Origin of the sequence: Bacillus sp. USDA818B3_A (assembly GCF_009928415.1) — a bacterium.
GTDB lineage: Bacteria > Bacillota > Bacilli > Bacillales > Cytobacillaceae > Neobacillus.
Map to the genome: position 1 here is coordinate 54,828 of NZ_JAABNN010000012.1, position 16,228 is coordinate 71,055.

A 16,228-nucleotide genomic window follows, 5' to 3' on the forward strand; every position below is an offset into this window, starting at 1 on the left:
TTTTTTACCTTAACAAAGTGCCTCTGCACATTCCTTCAGACTTAAAATTGTTTCCTTCAGCTGCCTCTCCAGTTGTTCCTCCGGCCATCTCCGGTCACTTGCTCTAAGGTCCTTCTTAATCAGCCCAATCATCCAAATAGAAAAGACAGCTGAAAATAAATGATACTCCCTTAAAAACAAGCCCCTGTCTATTTCGAATGCCACTTGTTCCACATAGGCCTTCAGCATTTGCTGCCGAAGCCTTACTGTTACCTTTTTAGGAAAAAGAGGATGGGACATATCAATCAAATGGTACAAATCCCAATATGGCACATTGTAATGGGTATGTTCCCAGTCCAAAATCTTCAACTTATTGCCAACGAGAGCAAAGTTACCTACATGTAAATCTCCGTGCGACAATACCAAGCGGTTAGAAAATTGGTGATCCTTTAGAAATCCATACACCCGTTCAACGGTTTCCCTTTCTATATCCAAACAGGGCAACTTTTCGAAAAATTCATCCCTCAAACTGTTGACTTCAGCGACAATCTCACTGATTTGCGGCTTTAATCCTGTTGTCGGTACACCTCGATATTCTTCAATCGGCAGCGAATGCCACCAGGACATCATTTTAATCACTTCTAAAGCACTAGCTTCATTAAACCCATGGGTCAGTGGTCCAAGGTCCTCTACTATCATCCAATTCAATTCAGGATTTTCACTTATTTTGCAGGAAATAATCTTGGGGTATATTGCAGGGAACTGCGGGAGAATATGTTCGTTGACCCATACTTCTTTACCTAATTGTTCATTGTTGGTTAATGGTTTAAAAATAAAGCTTTTTGAGGGTGAAAGAAAAAAACGTTCAACATATCGTCCATTCATGCCTTTATACAAAATTTCTCTCTTTTGAATTAATGCATCATTAAGGATACCGCTATCAAGAACAATATTAGCAGGCAGCTCCATCAGCCCACCACCTATCCATATTAATCAGCCTACTACTTTCCTAGTCAAAAAGACCTTATCTAATATGTATGAGATGTTCACGAGTTTATATCTAATCCATTTACATATTTATCTACATTTTGCAAAGAATAACTATGGTTCATTTTTTAAAGGAGGTTAGCTTAAGTGGAAGAGAATACTACACACGAATTTGTTGAAAAACTCCATGAAAGACAAGAAAAAGATAAGGACAATAAGGAACGCCAAAGCAAGGGTCACCAAAGTCAAGTATTACCGAATAAACAGCATTAAACAGAAGGAGCCCCACAAGCGCTATATGTTTGGGGCTCCACTTTTTATTTATTCATATTAGCTAAAAACCCGCCAAGCAGGTCATCCGCATCAAGTTCTTCTTCCTTCACTTCTTCTTCAGGCAGATCTTTTTTCTTGGCCGTTTCCCAATTAAATGAATCTAAATCATCATCCAAGTCATCTAAACCTGCCGCTAGCTCCTCCAAAGAATCAGTTTGAATCGGTAAATCCGTGCGGCTATCAGGTACCTGCAGAGGAACAGACGACAGTTCTTCCTGAAGGTATAATGCCTCGTCAATATCCAATGAATTGCTATTTAACGAAGCAAGTAAAGAAGTGGCTCTAACAGGATTCGAAATCAACTGATGAAGAATACTTCCCAGCATGGCCTCTGAGTGTTCATGCTTTAACCAATCGCGCTGTGCCTTTGTTAACTTCTTAGGGAGGGGAATGGTAATCGTTTCTTTTTCACGGGAAAACGATTGACTTACCCCTTGGATGACAAATTCAGCAATGGTGCTGGAGAAATTTCTCCGCTCTGTCTCTTTTAACCTTTGCAGATGTTTCACAATATGGTCAGGCGTATCAGAAGGGATGCGAAAAGAGATCGCTTGGCCTCGCTTGATATCATTTGAAGAAGATTTTTTCATACGATCACCTAGTTCGCTTTAATTGGTTCTTTAGGCTTCTCCGTTTTTCTCACAAAATCCATGATGAGTTTATAGTAAGCATTGGCCATCATCCAGATGCTTTCTTTTTCATCCTCAAAGAATTCAATGTTATAACCATCTAAATTATTATTTAAAGTTTTTAGATAATCTTTTAAAACATGGGATCCGCCGCCAACAAAATAGCAGATTTCAGTTTGTGAGTTCTTTTGCCAAACATTGCGCAGCAAACGATATTGCTTTTTAGCTAAATCAAGCAAAATACGGTCTGTAATATCATGGACGCTTGTCCGGCTTCCCTTAACCATAATATGGTTGCGGTCATTTTTTCTAGTGATTATTTCAACCACATCACGGCGGCTGTCTAATTCCACACCGTGCTTTTTGCGAATTTCTTCACGAATGGCTTCTAATGATTCTGAAACCCCAAGGTTAAAGCCTTGCGCTTTATCATCATCAACATTGCGGTTTTTAATCACAGCGATATCGGTTGATAAACCGCCAATATCCTGAATGAGGATTCGCTTATCAATTAAATCCTTATTAATGATTTTTAGACTATTGTCCATGACTAAGTTAATAAAAGCGGCAAAGCCTTCCGGATAAACTTTTACTTCATTAAATTTCAAATTAATCTTTAAACCTTGGTATTTTGGCGTTACTAAAAATTCAACCTGATGGACATTGCCGATTAATCTTGAACGATAGCCCGCATCCTTACCTTCCTTCACTTCACGAAGAGGAAGTCCAGTTCCTAATGTGTAAGTAGCTTCAATTACATTCTTAGCTTTTGGAAAACCATCTTGTTTTACTGCATCCAATGCTAATGTTGCAAAAAGCATGATTAGTGTTTGGTCTTCTTCAGACTTGCTGCTTCCTGGGTCCAATTCAGTAGCATTATCCGTCTTTGTTGCTAGATTACCTACACGGTAAATGGCATTGTTATCTTTTAGGGCAGGGGAGTGAACTTTGATATGAATACCATCCAGCGGGTTTTTATTATCAAGCTCTTCAATCCCAATGACAGGGCGATCCTCTGTATCACGGGCGATTATATTAGGTATATTCAATTGGTACTCTAATTCTCCGAAAATAGCCTTAATTGAATCATTTCCAACATCAATTGCTGCAACTCTAGACTTAGTCATTTATATCATTCCCTTTCATATTTAAGAGTTTTATGTATTAAATCTCTGTAACTATAAGGCTATATCAAATTGATAGATTCTTCAATGGGACATTTAGAATAGAAATAAAAGTGTAAAAAAGTAAACACTTTGTAAACTTTTCCAATGTTGTACACAGTTGAGTAAACATGAATACACAAATTGTATACATCCTTTGGTTTCAACGTGTATACCCTTTTGTTTTCATGTAAACAGATACGTAAACAAATTGCAAACAAAATGTATACATGTATACGCTAGAAGTCTACTAATTCGTATACACGTAAACAACTTTGTCTACTTGATTGTGTTCTTGTAAAAAATATTAGATCCGTTCAACACATAGTTACCTTTGTACCACTTGCATTCACTTCAAGCCACGATGTCCAGATTGCTTATTCTGGCACTTCACTGAATATTTTTTATAACAATGCTGATTCTTCATCAATTGACAAATATTTAAACGGACGTGATCTAGGTACTCACACCTGCCGTTGCTTCTCTTAATTCCCAACTACTAGTACTACATAAAAGGCAAGGGATTTATATAGGTAGAATCCTGCGCTGTTGATAAGATTGTTCCTTGAACCCAGCGAACTGAACAAGTTGACATGTAACTAGCAACCATTTTGTAATCATGTACACAATAATGTATACATGATTACAAATCCGTTTGCACCCCGTCATATTAACATGTATACAGTGTTGTTTACAAGAAAACAAATATGTATACATGTAAACATATTATTTTTTAATGGAAAATCCCCAATGAAATAACCCTCCCTTACTAAGGATTAGGCATGATACTTCTGTCATAAAATGGAGAGAAAATTGTCGTAACAGCAGAATCATGCTTTAAAATGGTAAGGTATGATTATAATAGTGCAAATAGGAGTTATGGTGACAGGCACCTAAACCCCTTGAAAAGGGCTGGGAATTTAGGTTATTCTTTTATCAGACAATTCCACTGAAGGTTGTGGTTAACATTAGGATTAATAAGTTTATTAGTGAATCAGGTAAGAGCTCCAGAAGAGGAGCAGATAAGTTAATTAGTGAGGGCAGGGTCACGATTAATGGGAAAACTGCTGAGATGGGCAGCCAGGTAGAGTCGGGTGATGAGGTTCGGGTTGATGGAAGTCTCATTAAGGTAAAGAAAGACTATGTCTATATTGCCTTAAATAAGCCTGTGGGCATTACTTGCACCACGGAAAAACATATAAAAGGGAATATTGTTGATTTTGTTAATCATCCTCAAAGGATTTTCCATATTGGCCGGCTAGATAAAGACTCAGATGGGCTGATCCTCCTTACAAATGACGGGGATATTGTAAATGAAATCCTCCGGGCAGAAAATAAACACGAAAAAGAATATATTGTCACTGTGAACAAGCCAATTACAGCTGAATTCGTTAAGAAAATGGCTGCTGGAGTGGAAATTCTAGATACCAAGACCCTCCCCTGCAAAGTTACACAGGTGTCGAAATATGTCTTCAAAATTATTTTAACCCAAGGTCTCAACCGGCAAATCCGCCGCATGTGTGCAGCCTTAGGCTATGAGGTGGCCAAGCTGCAGCGGACAAGGATTATGAATATCCATCTTGGCAATATGCCCATTGGCCAGTGGCGGGATTTAACCAAGAAGGAAAAAGAGCAATTATTTGAAGATCTTAACTACCAGCCAAGGGAATGGTAACACAACACGAAATAAGGGATGAACCGATAATCATAATTGCGGTTCCTCCCTTATTTCAGTCAACTCCTTGAAGAACACTCTCCATCTTCTTCAACTTCCGATAAATAACCGACCGGTCGATACCTAATTTCTTCGCCGCTTCCGTCGCATTTCCATTAAACTTTTCAAGAACATGCTTAATATACCTGCCCTCAACAATAGAGGTAAAATCTTTTAAAGTAGATTGTTTGTCCATATTGCTTTTTATAAAATGATCAATCGCAAACCAATCTGTCACCATATCCTCAGAAGAATGCTTGATGTTTTGCTGCTCGGTAACCACCAGCCGCTCAACATAGTTCCTTAATTCCCTGGCATTTCCGGGCCAATCCGATTTTAGCATCTTTTGAAACTCATCCGCTCCCAGCACCAGCTTTTCCCGGTACTTTTCATTAAACTCTGCCAGGAAAAAGGAGATTAACCCCACAACGTCCAATTTGCGGTTCCTTAGTGGAGGAATATGAATGGGTATGACATTTATTCGATAATATAGATCCTCACGGAACAATCCCTTCTTTACCATCTTCCATATGTCCCGGTTAGTAGCAGCAATAATCCGGCAATTAATCTGTACATTCCGTACACCGCCGACTCGTCTCACTTCATTATTATCAATAACCCTCAACAATTTTGCTTGCATTTCCAAAGGCATTTCAGCAATTTCATCTAAAAACAGAATCCCGTCATTGGCCATCTCAATAATGCCTTGCTTTTCTTCTGAGGCACCTGCGAAGGCCCCTTTCTCATAGCCAAATAACTCTTGTTCAAATAATGCCGGCGGAATGGCCGCACAATTAATCGTCACAAAAGGTCCCAGCACGCGGTCACTTTTACGGTGTAGATAGCGGGCAATGACCTCCTTACCCGTTCCTGACTCTCCGTAGATTAATACCTTGCTATCATAAGAGGCAATTTGATTGCAGACCTTTACAATTTGTTTCATGGCCAAGCTCTCAGCCACAAAATCAATCTCGGATCCTTTGTCAATTTTATCTTCTTTACTTTTATTCTTTATATTTACTATATTAGGGTCGACATTGAACATAGGGAATTTTCCATTATATTCGTTGGATGTAGTTACAACCAGCTGCACCTCTCCGTCCTTTTGTAAGATTGGGATAGAGGTGGATTTGATATGAAACCCTCGGTTCGTATCAACCGTTCGCGATACCCTTTGTTTGGTTTCAATGGCTTCCATTGTAATTGATCGTTTATAGTAACCTGCTTTTACTAAATCTTGAACATTCATTTTTAATAGTTCATCCAGCGAAATTCCAAGAGTCAGTGCAGTAAACTCATTTGATATAAGAATATTTCCCTTTCCATCCGTAACAAATAAAGTCGAAGGTAAATCGTTGATATCTTGAACCTTCAGATTACTCTTTGATTTATCAATTGCTCTTTTCTTCATTTCTATCAACGCCTCCTACTCACTTATCGCCTACATTATAACGAAAAAGCACTACCAAGACAGTGGATATATTATGACATTTCTAGAAACCAAAAAACAGCGCCTACTAAGGCACTGTTATTAGCAGCTTCTATTAAACTAGGACTAACTCTTTTTCTTCTTCCGCAACGGTTATTTTACCAAGTCTGTTTAATACTTCTTGAGCTTCTGCAAACATGCTGGTAATCATTTCTTCTACTGTTGTAATTTCATTCACTAAGCCGCAAATTTGTCCAGCCATTACAGAACCGCGGTCTGTGTCCCCTTCGAACACAGCTTTACGTAAAGAGCCTAAAGAAATCTTTTCTAATTCATCACGAGAAGCATTTTGTTTTTCAAGCTCGAGAAATTCTGCAATCATGCTGTTTTTAATGCTGCGTACGGGACCGCCAAGGCTGCGGCCTGTAACAGTTGTACTTGTATCATCGGCATTTACAACGGCAAGTTTAAAGTTTTCATGTGTTGGACACTCCACTGTTGCTAAGAAACGAGTTCCTACCTGAACACCTTGAGCACCTAATGCAAAGGCTGCAGCAATTCCCCGTCCATCAGCGATACCACCCGCACCCACAACAGGGATTGAAACCGCACTAACTACTTGTGGCAATAAAGCCATCGTTGTTGTTTCACCAACATGTCCGCCTGCTTCTGTACCCTCAGCAACAATGGCATCTACACCTAATGCTTCCATCTTCTTGGCTATTTTTACAGAAGGAACGACTGGAATGACTTTAATTCCATGTTCTTTAAAAATTGTCATGTAAGGAGCCGGAGTGCCTGCACCAGTCGTAACAATTCCTACACCTTCGTCAATGACTACCTCAATTAATTCCGGGATATTTTTCATCATCAGCATTAAATTAACGGCAAATGGCTTGTTAGTGATTTCTTTCGTTTTTCTAATTTCCTCACGAAGACGGTCCGCTGTAAGTCCGCCAGAACCGATAACGCCCAATCCACCGGCATTGGATACAGCACCAGCAAGTGGAGCCATTGCTATTTGTGCCATACCTCCTTGAAAAATTGGATACTTAATACCTAATAATTTTGTAATACTCATGTTCATCTTCCTCCAATATGATAAAAGTTAAGCCACTTTAGATGTAGTTGGGCTAGTTTGATTTTTATTTTCCAAAGCTTTAAATACAAATGTTAATGCGAAACCAACAAGTGCAATTACTAAGGCAATATAGAAAGCATTTGTGAATTGTCCATTATTTGCTGCAGCAACCGAATTGGCAATTCGCGGACCAAAGAAGGCTGCCCCTGAATAGCCGATAAAGGTTACACCATAGTTGACTCCGTAAAATTTCATTCCGAATTTCTCGCCAACAATGGAAGGGAAAATTCCCATCGTACCGCCGAAGCATAAACCGATTCCGACAATGGCAACCGCAAAGCCTGCCACCGAAGTGGATAATGCGATGGTTAACATCATGGCAGCAATAACGATATAGATAACCATTAAACAATTCGTCCGGCCGATTTTATCAGAAATAGCTCCCCAGAAAACACGTCCAGAACAGTTACTTAATGAATATAAACTTACAAATAGTGCAGCAGTTGCAGGAGTTAATCCAAACATGGTCTGTCCGATCACGGAAGCATTGGAAGTAACCATCATCCCAGAAAGGGCGCCGATTAGGAAAAGACTCGCAATAACATAAAAGATCGGTTTTTTAATCATTTCATTCCAAGGGATGTTTACGCCGCCTTTATTAGAACCGCCAGTTACCGCAGGTGGTGTCCATCCTTCTGGTACAAACCCAACTGGGCAAGCTTTTACTAATAAGCCGCAGCTTAAAATAGCCACTAAAAATGTGATACCTAGTGTAATAAGTGCAGATTGAACACCATTTGCTGTAATTAACGCATTGGCTATTGGAGCAATGACGATCGTTCCGCCGCCATAACCGGCCGTAACAATCCCGGCAGCAAGACCTCTTTTATCAGGGAACAATTTAACTGAGTTTCCGATGGTTGCTGAGTAAACAATTCCTTGACCAATACCAGTAATCACACCGTAGGTAATGTATAGCATCCACGGAGCAGTGGCTAAGCCTGATAAAATAAATCCTATCCCAAACATCGAACCGCCCAGCATAATGGCCGTTTTGGCACCGCCTTTATCGACCAGTTTTCCTCCCAAAATCATTGGGATTGGAGAGATGGCTGCATTAATGGTAAAAGCCATCATAATTTCCGGCATTGTCACATGAAATACGTTCGTTAATGGCATGGCAAAAATACTAAAAGCATAGATGGCTCCAACACAAATGTTAATTAATACTGACGCTATAAGAATCCTCCACCGATTAAGCTTCATTTTAATTGATTCCTTTCTATTTTGAATTTGCCGGCAAAGAGTTATAGCCCCATGCCAACTTATTAATTTTTTTATCCAATTTGAACCAACTCACGTTCTTTATTCACAGCCTTTTTGCCTTCAATAGCGGTCTTCAATTTACCCCAGTTTTCTTGGAACATCGCTGCATCCATCTCTTTTAGTTCTTCTGAAACAACTGGTGCAAATTCCATTTGATCAAGGATATCCTTTTGTAAATCCACACCTGGCGCGATTTCTGTTAAGGTAACTCTTCCATCAATCAATTCAAACACTGCACGCTCTGTCACGTACACCACTGGCTGATTGATTGTCGAAGCATACGCACCACTAAAAGTAATTTGCTGTACTTTTTTTATAAATTTCTTTGCTTTTCCTTCTTGTAAAATATGCAATTTGCCGTCTTCCACCTTTACCTGCAGACCACCTGCTGTAAAGGTTCCAGCAAAGACTAGTTTTTTAGCTGATTGCGAGATATTAATAAATCCGCCGCAGCCTGCGACACGGGTACCAAATTTACTTACATTTACGTTGCCATATTCATCGGTCTGAGCTAATCCAAGAACCGACAAATCAATACCGCCGCCATCATAAAAATCAAATTGAGAGTCATGGTCGACAATCGCCTCAGAGTTATACGCATGGCCGAAATCTTTCAAACCAGCTGGAACACCGCCAATCGATCCCGCCTCAGTTGTTAACATCAATTGATCGCTTACCCCTTCTTCCGCTGCCACGGTACCCACACACACAGGTATTCCAACACCTAAATTTAAGATGGTATTAGGCTTTAATTCTGCAGCCGAACGGCGGGCGATCACTTTCCGCTCATCAAGCGGCAAAGCTTCAATTCCTTCAACAGGGACTTTTACTTGACCAGAAAAAGCAGGATTATAATAGGTATTTTCTGTTTGGTAATGATTTTCCGGTTTCGCTACGACAATATAATCAACTAAAATTCCTGGTACTTTAATATCCTTTGGATTCAATGTTCCGTTTTTAGCGACTGTTTCAACCTGAGCGATAACAATTCCGCCAGAGTTGTGTACCGCTTGTGCCACTGGCAGAACCTCCATGTGCAAGCCTTCTTTTTCAAGTGTCAAATTGCCATTCTCATCTGCGACTGTCCCACGGATTAAGCCGACTTGGATTGGAAATGATTTATAGAATAGCCATTCGTCTCCCTCTATCTCAATGACCTTAACGATGTCCTCTTTAGTAGAAGGGGACATCTTTCCTCCTTCAACACGCGGGTCTACAAACGTCCCCATCCCTACTTTTGTAATGACCCCTGGGCGCTTTGCTGCAATTTCTCGGTATAACTGGGTGATTACACCTTGTGGAAGGTTATAAGCTTCACATTTATCTTCTTCAATTAATCTCGCCATGCCTGGAGAGGCAATCGCAATTCCGCCAATCCAGCGTTTGACTAGACCTTCATAACCTAAGTGGCTCATCCCTTTATCACGGCGATTACCTACCGCACTTGAGTGCATCACTGTTAAATTCTTAGGGTGTCCCGATTGCAAGAACCGCTCTTCAATTGAAATTCCCATTTCTTCAGCCCAGCAGGATAATCCAAACCCTGTTGCAGCAACTGTATCTCCATCCTTGATCAACTCGGCTGCTTTAGCCGCTGAAATCACTTTTGACATTTCCAATCACTCCTTAGATAGAATGTGAAATCATTCACATGTTCATCGAAAATAAATACCATCTATGATGGAATCTATATTCAGTTGTGAATCATTTCACAAATAACTTATAAATAAAATCCATATTAATCATGGAAGTGTTTGACTTGTGAATAAATTCACAATGGTGGTTAAAAAAATAATCTGTTATGTTTCTCGGTGTACTTTTTTTGTTTGTGAATCATTTCACTAACATCCTATGATAAAAAAATACTGCCGTCAACCGTACATAAAGCGATGAAAAACCATTCAAAAACTGTGGATATTTTGCAACTTAAAAGCTGTAAAATAATGTTTTAGAAACCAGTTAAAAGAAAAAAGGAGATAACATCAATCGTCAAACAAGTTTGTTACTAAGTTTGTTACTAATCCTAGAAGGGAATGTCTTACTATAGGCAAAAAAGCAACATAATGTTTAGATGTTCTATACATGAAATAATGATTTGGACAGATACTAATTAAAATATCAGGGGGAGAGATTAAAAAAATTTTTACTCCGCCACCAAATATGTAAAAGTTGCATTTTTGCCACTCTTATTTTTGATAAAGGAAAAGGGGAACAGCTCGGATCGTATATATAGAAGATAGTAACTATTTAAATAATGATCGTATGACACAAAATAATTGCTAAAAAAAATTCATTTTTTCGCTTGCTATTCTTTAAAGTTACTGCTAATATGAAGTAGCATGATTTTTGGAAAGCTAATATTCAATATATCTGGATCTTTCCAAGCAGATAACCTTGACCACTTCTTATGGAAGTTAAGGCCATACGGACAGCCGGGTCAACTGCCGATTGGCAACTTTGGTTGCCTTATTGATTGAGTTAGAAGCTCAAATTTTATAAGTTGGTTACTTTACAACCAGTGCACATTGCACACAACTTGTGAAACGGTCAATAAGAGTGGTAAAAGTGATTATTTGCTATATAGACTCTGATCCTAAAACGATATATTTTGAATATTAAAAAGCTTACTGCCAAAATGTCTATTTGACTGGTAGAGTATCGCCATGACTTGTCATGGATGTACTTTTTAATATTGAATATATCAAAGCAAGTGTTGTGCGCAGTCTTATGATTGCGTCTTTGCACTTGCTTTTTTTATTGTTACGGGTTCCGTTTTGCTTTTTTAAAAATCTAAAAGGTTAGGTGATAAGAAATGGGTAAAGCGCTTATTATCGGTGCAGGCGGAGTGGCATCAGTTGCCGTTCACAAATGTGTTCAAAACAGCGACGTTTTTGAAGAAATTTGTATCGCAAGCCGCACAAAATCAAAATGTGATGAATTAAAAGCTAAACTTGATGGCGGGAAAACAAAAATTACAACTGCACAAGTGGATGCAGATAATGTTGATGAACTAATCACATTAATCAATGAAGTAAAACCAGATATCGTCATGAACTTAGCATTGCCATACCAAGATTTAACGATCATGGATGCTTGTCTTGCAACAAAGACACACTATATGGATACAGCTAACTATGAGCCAGAAGATACGGCTAAATTTGAATATAAATGGCAATGGGAATATAAAGAGCGCTTTGAAAAAGCTGGCATTACTGCTCTTTTAGGCAGCGGTTTTGACCCAGGTGTAACTGGTGTATTCTCTGCTTACGCATTAAAACATTACTTTGATGAAATCGAATATATCGATATTCTTGACTGTAACGGCGGCGACCATGGCTATCCGTTCGCAACAAACTTCAACCCTGAGATCAATATCCGCGAAGTTTCTGCTAACGGACGTTACTGGGAAAATGGCGAATGGATTGAAACTGATCCAATGGAAATCAAGCGTGTCTATAACTTTGCTGAAGTTGGCGAAAAAGATATGTACTTGTTATACCATGAAGAACTTGAGTCTCTTGCGAAGAACATGCCTGGACTTAAGCGTATCCGTTTCTTCATGACATTTGGCCAAAGCTACCTAATGCACCTAAAAGCACTTGAAAACGTTGGAATGACTTCGATTGAGCCAATTGAATATGAAGGTAAACAAATCATTCCGCTTCAGTTCTTGAAGGCTGTATTACCAGATCCAGCTTCCCTTGGACCTCGTACAGTTGGTAAAACAAACATCGGCTGTATCTTCAGAGGGAAAAAGGACGGAAAAGACAAAACGTATTATGTTTACAACGTTTGTGACCACCAAGAGTGCTACAAAGAAGTAGGCTCTCAAGCCATCTCCTATACAACTGGTGTTCCTGCCATGATCGGTGCAGCAATGATCTTAACTGGCAAATGGAATAAACCAGGCGTATTCAATATCGAAGAATTTAATCCAGATCCATTCATGGAAGAGTTAAACAAATGGGGACTTCCATGGGTAGAGGATTTCAATCCGGTTCTAGTTGATGATGAACCTGCTAAGAAAAAAGCATCGGAGCTAGTTCGCTAAAAATGCGGTTTGAAGAACTACCAACACCGTGCTATGTAGTCGATGAAGCGCTAATCGAAAAAAATCTAAAGATCCTAGGCGGCGTTATGCAGCGTACAGGAGCTAAGATTGTTTTGGCACAAAAAGCCTTCTCGATGACAACAATGTATCCCCTCATTGGAAAGTATTTAAGCGGTACAACAGCAAGTGGATTATTTGAAGCACGTTTAGGCTTTGAGGAAATGGGCAAAGAGAATCATGTCTTTGCCCCTGCCTATCGTGATGATGAAATAGATGAAATTATCTCCATCTGTGATCACATTATTTTTAATTCTTTTTCACAGTTGGAAAGATTTAAAGAGAAAGCTTTAAAGGCTGGAAAAAAAGTAGGCTTACGGATCAACCCTGAATGTTCTACACAAATCGGACATGCTATTTATGATCCTTGTTCACCTGGATCTCGATTCGGGGTGATCATCGAGCATTTCCGTCCTGAGTTATTGGATGGCGTTTCCGGGCTGCATTTCCACACTCTTTGCCAGCAAAACTCTGACGATTTAGAAACCACTCTAAATGCTGTGGAAGAAAAGTTCGGAGAGTGGCTGCCGCAAATGGAATGGATTAACTTTGGCGGCGGTCATCATATTACTAGAGAAGATTATGATATTCCTAGATTAGAAGCTTGTATTAAGAGAATGCAGGAGAAATACGGTTTAGAAGTATATCTAGAACCTGGTGAAGCTGTTGCCCTTAATGCAGGATACCTAATCACAACTGTACTTGATACCCATCAAAATAAAATGGATTTAGCCATTTTAGATACCTCTGCATCCTGCCATATGCCGGATGTATTAGAAATGCCTTATCGTCCTCCATTGTTTGGCTCAGGCGAAGCAGGTGAAAAACCACATACGTATCGTCTTGGCGGCCAAACCTGCCTGACAGGCGATATTATCGGGGACTACTCTTTTGATCAGCCGTTAAAGAGCGGTGACCGTTTAGTATTTGGCGATATGGCCATCTATACAATGGTTAAAAACACGACATTCAACGGGATGCCATTACCAGCCATCGCTGTTAAAAAAACGGATGGCGATTGTGAAGTTGTTCGCGAATTTGGCTATCAAGATTTCAAAATGAGATTAGCATAAGAAAAGCGCAAGCGCCCTGGTTAGCGGCGTATGGCCTGGAGCGCTCCAACTGAGATAAAGGAAACACGAAGAGCGTAAGCGATTCGATGTTGACTTATCGTAGGGCGGAGCGCGAAGGACACTAGCCGCTAGGGCGCTGGAGCTAGACAATAAATATATAAAGAAAGAGGACGGTACTTTTGATTCACATCCGAATCAAGAGTACCGTCCTCTTTGCTTTTCTAATGGAAAGGGCTGACCTTCACCGCACTTAATTTGAATCCAGGCATCCGACAAACCGGATCTAATTCTGCTCCGACAAGGACATTGACGTTTTGCGAGTCCGCCCAATGAAACGGGACAAATATGGTATCAGGCCGAATCGATTCAGAATATTTGCTTCTCACAATAATGCTTCCTCTTCGTGATTCAATTTTGACTAAAGATTGATCTGGGATTTGGTAATTTGCCGCTGCAGCTGGATGAATTTCCATAAAGGATTCAAAGTTTCTTGCTGCTAACGCCGGGCTTTTTCTTGTCTGCACTCCGGTCAAGTAATGGGACATCACTCTGCCTGTTGTCAAATACAAGGGAAACTCCTTGCACACGTCCTCTTTTGGAACAACTGATTTGTTTGGAACGGTCACCATCACTGCTTTGCCATCATGATGGGCAAACTTCTCTTCGAACAGTCTAACTGTTCCTTTATAATCCGTTTCAGGACACGGCCACAATATTCCGCCTTCTTTACGGAGACGGTCATAGGTGATTCCATAATAGTCAGCAATTCCACCGCGGCTTGCCAAGCGCAATTCATTAAATATTTCTTCCGCTGATGAAAAGGAAAAATACTTCTCTTTCCCCAAGACATGGGCAATATCAACAATGATTTGCCAGTCATGTTTGACCTCTCCTGGACATGGATAGCTTGCTTCCCGTAACGTTACTCGTCCCTCGACATTTGTCATCGTTCCTTCATCTTCCAAGTAAGAGGATGTAGGCAAAATCAAATCCGCTAATTGGGCTGTTTCGGACATAAATAGGTCGACCGCAACAAGGAACTTTAATTTTTGCAAAGCTGTCTTTACGAAAGCCGCATTTGGGTTGGAGACAATGGGATTAGAGCACATTAAGAACATGCCCGTAATTTCTCCCTCATTAATTTTCTCAAATATTTCATAGGCAGAAACCCCTTTACGGGGCAGCTCCTCTGGATCAACTCCCCAAACATCTGCCACATAACTCCGGTGTCCATCATTCTCAATCGATCGGTAGCCCGGAAGCTGATCGGCCTTTTGGCCATGCTCCCTTGCCCCCTGACCATTTCCTTGCCCGGTAATCGCTCCAAAGCCGCAATACGGCTTGCCTATTTTACCTGTTGTTATGAGGATATTAAGGAAATTTCGGACAGCGGCATTACCATCTGTCTGCTGTTCGACACCTCTCGCTGTAAAAATCATCCCTGTTGCTTCTTTGCCAAACATGGTGGCTGCTTTACGAATTTGATCAATGGGGACTCCAGTTATTTCCTCTATATTTTCTAACTTTAAGGACAGAACATAATCTTTGACCTCATTAAATCCATGGGCACGTTCCTGAATAAAAGCTTCATCACAGTAATTTTCTTCGATGATCACCTTTAATAGACCATTTGCCAATGCTGCATCCGTTCCCGGCTTTAACTTTAGATGCAGGTCCGCCAATTTTGTTGTGGCTGTCTCACGCGGATCGATTGCGATAATAAAGGCACCATTTTCCTTTGCCTTCTCAAAATACGGCATAATCGTCGGCTGGCATTCGGCGATATTGGTGCCGGCTAAAATGATACAGCGCGTCAATGATACTTCGCTTAAACTATTTGTGAACCCTCTATCCATTCCAAAGGTTTGACTGGCGGCAGATGCTGCTGCTGACATACATAATCGGCCATTATAATCGATATATTTCGTTTTTAAGGCGACTCGGGCAAATTTTCCAAGTAAATAGGCTTCTTCATTCGTAATAGACGCACTCCCATAAACCGCTAAGGCATTTTGCCCGTCTTCTTCTTGAATTTTAGTGAATTGGTGTTTAATCTGTTCTAGCGCTTGGTCCCACGAGATCCGGATAAATTCTCCATTTACCTTTAACAGAGGATATTTTAATCGTTCCCTATTAAAGGCGTGCTGGTAGGCGTTCATTCCTTTAATACATAGGCGGCCTTGGGTAGTCGGGTTTTCCTTGCCAACCGTTTTATATTGTTTTCTTGAAACTACTGACTGTTCAATTAATTGCAGCTTACATTGCATACTGCAAAACGGACATTGGGTATTATATAATTTTTCCTTTTGTACTTCCTTTTGCTTTGTACGGAAATACTTTAACATTAGTTCCGTCAAGATTCCTCACCTTTTCTCCTTCAAACTTATCGTTCACCCGCATACATAC

At 40.1% G+C, this 16,228-nt stretch carries 12 protein-coding genes; 4 read left to right on the forward strand and 8 right to left on the reverse strand.

The features are described from left to right. Positions 1-9: 9 nt before the first annotated feature. The gene (locus tag GXK58_RS17755) at positions 10-948 is read right to left on the reverse strand and encodes a phosphotransferase (RefSeq protein WP_160724510.1); all 939 of its coding nucleotides are present in this window, start codon (positions 946-948) and stop codon (positions 10-12) included. Positions 949-1,113: 165 nt separating this feature from the next. Here GXK58_RS17755 and GXK58_RS17760 point away from each other — a divergent pair, with 165 nt between their 5' ends. Beyond that, the gene (locus GXK58_RS17760; protein WP_160724511.1) at positions 1,114-1,239 is read left to right on the forward strand and encodes a DUF4023 domain-containing protein; all 126 of its coding nucleotides are present in this window, start codon (positions 1,114-1,116) and stop codon (positions 1,237-1,239) included. A 44-nt stretch (positions 1,240-1,283) separates the two neighbouring features. Here GXK58_RS17760 and GXK58_RS17765 read toward each other — a convergent pair whose 3' ends face one another. Continuing rightward, positions 1,284-1,889 (reverse strand): hypothetical protein, encoded by a 606-nt coding sequence (locus GXK58_RS17765; RefSeq protein ID WP_160724512.1) that lies wholly within the window; start codon positions 1,887-1,889, stop codon positions 1,284-1,286. 8 nt (positions 1,890-1,897) lie between these two features. Then, the gene (locus GXK58_RS17770) at positions 1,898-3,055 is read right to left on the reverse strand and encodes a ParM/StbA family protein (protein ID WP_160724513.1); all 1,158 of its coding nucleotides are present in this window, start codon (positions 3,053-3,055) and stop codon (positions 1,898-1,900) included. A 994-nt stretch (positions 3,056-4,049) separates the two neighbouring features. Between GXK58_RS17770 and rluF the strand changes: the two genes are divergently transcribed. Beyond that, positions 4,050-4,766, forward strand: coding sequence for a 23S rRNA pseudouridine(2604) synthase RluF (rluF, locus tag GXK58_RS17775; RefSeq protein WP_160724514.1), 717 nt, complete (start codon positions 4,050-4,052; stop codon positions 4,764-4,766). Between the two features lie 55 nt (positions 4,767-4,821). On the opposite strand, the gene GXK58_RS17780 is transcribed toward rluF, so the two are convergent. The 4 genes from GXK58_RS17780 to GXK58_RS17795 all read right to left on the reverse strand — a co-directional run bounded on the left by GXK58_RS17780 (position 4,822) and on the right by GXK58_RS17795 (position 10,254). After that, positions 4,822-6,216, reverse strand: a complete 1,395-nt coding sequence (locus GXK58_RS17780) for a sigma-54 interaction domain-containing protein (protein WP_160724515.1) — start codon at positions 6,214-6,216, stop codon at positions 4,822-4,824. Between the two features lie 133 nt (positions 6,217-6,349). Further along, positions 6,350-7,315: a DUF561 domain-containing protein gene (locus GXK58_RS17785; RefSeq protein WP_160724516.1), complete on the reverse strand. Its 966-nt coding sequence runs from the start codon at positions 7,313-7,315 to the stop codon at positions 6,350-6,352. Between the two features lie 27 nt (positions 7,316-7,342). Further along, positions 7,343-8,587, reverse strand: a complete 1,245-nt coding sequence (locus GXK58_RS17790; protein ID WP_237389709.1) for an L-lactate MFS transporter — start codon at positions 8,585-8,587, stop codon at positions 7,343-7,345. A 65-nt stretch (positions 8,588-8,652) separates the two neighbouring features. Further along, positions 8,653-10,254: an acyl CoA:acetate/3-ketoacid CoA transferase gene (locus GXK58_RS17795; protein WP_160724518.1), complete on the reverse strand. Its 1,602-nt coding sequence runs from the start codon at positions 10,252-10,254 to the stop codon at positions 8,653-8,655. A gap of 1,199 nt (positions 10,255-11,453) precedes the next feature. On the opposite strand from GXK58_RS17795, the gene GXK58_RS17800 reads away from it, so the two are divergent. Next, the gene (locus tag GXK58_RS17800) at positions 11,454-12,692 is read left to right on the forward strand and encodes a saccharopine dehydrogenase family protein (protein ID WP_160724519.1); all 1,239 of its coding nucleotides are present in this window, start codon (positions 11,454-11,456) and stop codon (positions 12,690-12,692) included. A gap of 2 nt (positions 12,693-12,694) precedes the next feature. Beyond that, positions 12,695-13,822, forward strand: a complete 1,128-nt coding sequence (gene nspC, locus GXK58_RS17805; protein ID WP_160724520.1) for a carboxynorspermidine decarboxylase — start codon at positions 12,695-12,697, stop codon at positions 13,820-13,822. 221 nt (positions 13,823-14,043) lie between these two features. On the opposite strand, the gene nasC is transcribed toward nspC, so the two are convergent. After that, the gene (gene nasC, locus GXK58_RS17810; protein WP_160724521.1) at positions 14,044-16,179 is read right to left on the reverse strand and encodes an assimilatory nitrate reductase catalytic subunit NasC; all 2,136 of its coding nucleotides are present in this window, start codon (positions 16,177-16,179) and stop codon (positions 14,044-14,046) included. Positions 16,180-16,228 lie beyond the last annotated feature (49 nt).